Source organism: Micromonospora sp. NPDC049580 (genome assembly GCF_040675595.1).
Lineage (GTDB): Bacteria > Actinomycetota > Actinomycetes > Mycobacteriales > Micromonosporaceae > Micromonospora.
Window position 1 is genome coordinate 1 of the sequence record NZ_JBFAPG010000642.1, and the last position, 2,838, is coordinate 2,838.

The 2,838-nt window shown below is 74.9% G+C and carries 2 protein-coding genes; both read right to left on the reverse strand.

The genetic code is table 11. From position 1 onward, the window contains the following. Positions 1-46 precede the first annotated feature (46 nt). A complete protein-coding gene (locus AB0J68_RS30365) occupies positions 47-2,533 on the reverse strand; it encodes an ABC transporter permease (RefSeq protein ID WP_363942107.1) in 2,487 nt (828 codons plus the stop codon). Positions 2,534-2,679: 146 nt separating this feature from the next. Next, positions 2,680-2,838 (reverse strand): LuxR C-terminal-related transcriptional regulator (locus AB0J68_RS30370; protein ID WP_363942110.1); only part of this gene is annotated, 159 nt, incomplete at its 5' end.

Consider the following 2,838-nt stretch of genomic DNA (forward strand, 5'->3'; position numbering starts at 1 on the left):
CGGCGGATGTCCCAGCCCGAAGGCCGCGAGGCGGAGACGGCCGAGATCACTGGTCGGCGAGCGCCTCGACGACGGGCCGCGACAGCGCCCGACGGGCCGGCAGCACCGACGCCAGCAGGGCGGCCAGCACTGCCACGCCGAGGATCAGGCCGAGCTGACCGAGCGGCAGCACCACGTGGAAGTCACCGCCGAGACGGGCCAGCAGCGCCATCGCGGCGGCGCTGACACCGGTGCCCAGCCCGATGCCGAGCACCGCGCCGACCAGCGCCATCAGGACCGCCTCCGCCGCGAGCATGGCCCGCATCCGGGCCCGGGTCAGCCCGACCGCCCGCAGCACCGCGTTCTCCCGGGTGCGCTCGACCACCGACAGGCTCAGCGTGTTCGCCACGCCGACCAGCGCGATCACCACGGCCAGGCCGAGCAGCGCGGTGACGAAGGCCAACAGCATGTCCACCGTGCCGGTGAGCATCTTCTTGTACGCGCCCTGGTCCATCAGGTTCACCGTCGGATAGCGGGCCAGCACCGCCTCGATCGCGTCGCGGGCCTCTTCGGCGCTCACGCCGCTGGCGGGGTCGATCTCGGCCAGGAAGCCCCGCTCGCGGGGAAAGAGCGCGGCGAAGTCCGCGTCGTCCACCTCGATGACATGCCCCTCGGGCGCCGCGCTGGCGACCATGGCCGGCGCGTCGTCGGCGACCACCGCTGCCACCCGGAACGGCCGCCCCGCGATGGTGACGGCGGAGCCGACCTGCCAGCCGCGCGCCTGCGCCAACTCCCGGTGCACCAGGACCTGCCCCGGCCCGAGCCGCCCGACATCGCCGGCCAGCACCCCGGTCAGCGTCCGCCCCACCAGCGCCGGGTGGGCGGCGCGAACCTCGATGTCGCCGGTGACGGTGCTGCGCTGCTCGTGCACCACGCCCAGCTCGGGGCGCGCGGCCAGCTCACCGGCGAGCGCGGCGGGCAGGTTCTGGCCGATGCCGCTGACCACGAAGTCCGTCCCGATCTCGGCGTCGACGCTGCGTTCGATGCCGTCCTTGGTGCTGCGCGCGCCGACCACGAACGCCGACACCAGTCCGATCCCGATCACCAGGGCGGTCGCCGTGGCGGCGATCCGGCGCGGATTGCGCACGGCGTTGGCCACCGCGAGGCCCACGGTCATCCCGAACAGCCGCCGGGCCGGCCAGCCGATCACCCGGACCAGCGCCGGGACGAGCACCGGCCCGAACAGGACGATCCCGAAGAACGCCAACACGCCGCCGACGGCCACGAGCAGCACCTGACCGGCGCTGGCGGCGCCAGCGAGGGCCGCGACGCCGGCACCGAGCACCACCGCGCCGAAGATCAGGCGCAGCCGACCGGCGCCCCGACTGGGCTGCACCGCGGCGTCGGTGAGCGCCGCCACCGGGGCGACAGTGGTCCCCCGCCAGGCGGGCAGCAGGGCGGACGCCACGGTGAGCGCGGTGCCGAGCAGCAGACTGGTCAGCACGGTCGAGCCGGCGACGGTCAGCCCACCGGAGATCGGCACGTCCAGCCGGGTCATCAGCAGCCGCATACCGGCGGCGAGGGCCACCCCGAGCAGCACCCCGAGCACGGACGCGACGAACCCGACCAGCGCCGACTCCAGCAGGGCGGCCCGGAAGACCTGCCCCCGGGTCGCGCCCACCAGGCGCAGCAGCGCGGTCCGCCGGGTGCGCTGCGCCAGCACGATCGCGAAGGTGTTGGCGATCACGAAGCCGGCCACCACCACCGCGACCCCGACGAAGATGAGCAGCAGCATCATGAACTGGTTCAGGTCCCGAACCGCGTCGTCGACGGCCTCGTCGAGGATCTGCTGACGGCTCTTCACGCTGGCGTCGGCACCCCCGACGACCGCGCGCAGCCGGTCGGCCAGCACCGTCTCGGACGTTCCCGGCCGTGCCGCCACCATGATCCGGCCATAGCCGCGCGCACCGCTGACCGCGAGCGCGTCCGGGCCGACCAGGCCGATGAACGGCCCGCCGACGTCACGCACGCTGCCCGCCACGTCGACCGTACCGACCAGGGTGTACGGGCGGGCCGCCCCGCCGGTGCCGCCGATCTGGACCGGGGCGCCGAGGGTGAAGCCCTCCTCGGCCACGGTGGGCGCGTCGAGCACCACCTCGCCCGCGCGGTCGGGCAGGCGGCCGGACACCACGTCGTACGAGCGCAGGGCGGCCTCGGTGGGGATGGCGGCGAGCACGGCGTAGCCGAGCACCGGCCGGCCGTCGGCGCCGAGAAGTCCTCCGGCCCCGGTCAGCTCCCCGGCCGCGGCGGCCACGCCGTCGACGGCGCGGACCCTGTCGACCAGGCTCGCCGGCAGCGCCTTGTCGCCGCTCGGGTAGACGCCGAGGTCGGTGTGCCGGTCGAAGGTCCCGGCCCGCTCGTACGCGCCGGCGCGCATCCCGTCGACGAAGATCAGCGTGCCGGCGATGAACGCGACGCCGAGCACGACGGCCAGCGCGGAGAGCAGCATGCGCAGCGCCTCGGCGCGCAGCGAGCGCAGGGTCAATCGGATCATGTGCGGGCTCCCGGTGCAGGCGCGGATCGGACCCCTCCGACGCTATGGCCGGTCCGATCCGATCGATCTCCACCTGCGCGCTCGACCCGCGTACGCCCGAGGTAGCGCTCGGCCCGCCGGCCGTACGACCCGGGTCGTACGGCGGGTCACCGGCCGGGCGTGACCAGGCCGCTCTCGTACGCCAGCACGACCGCCTGGACCCGGTCGCGCAGGTGCAGCTTCGCCAGGATCCGCCCGACGTGGGTCTTCACCGTGGCCTCGGCCACGTGCGCCTTGGCGGCGATCTCGGCGTTGGACAGGCCCTG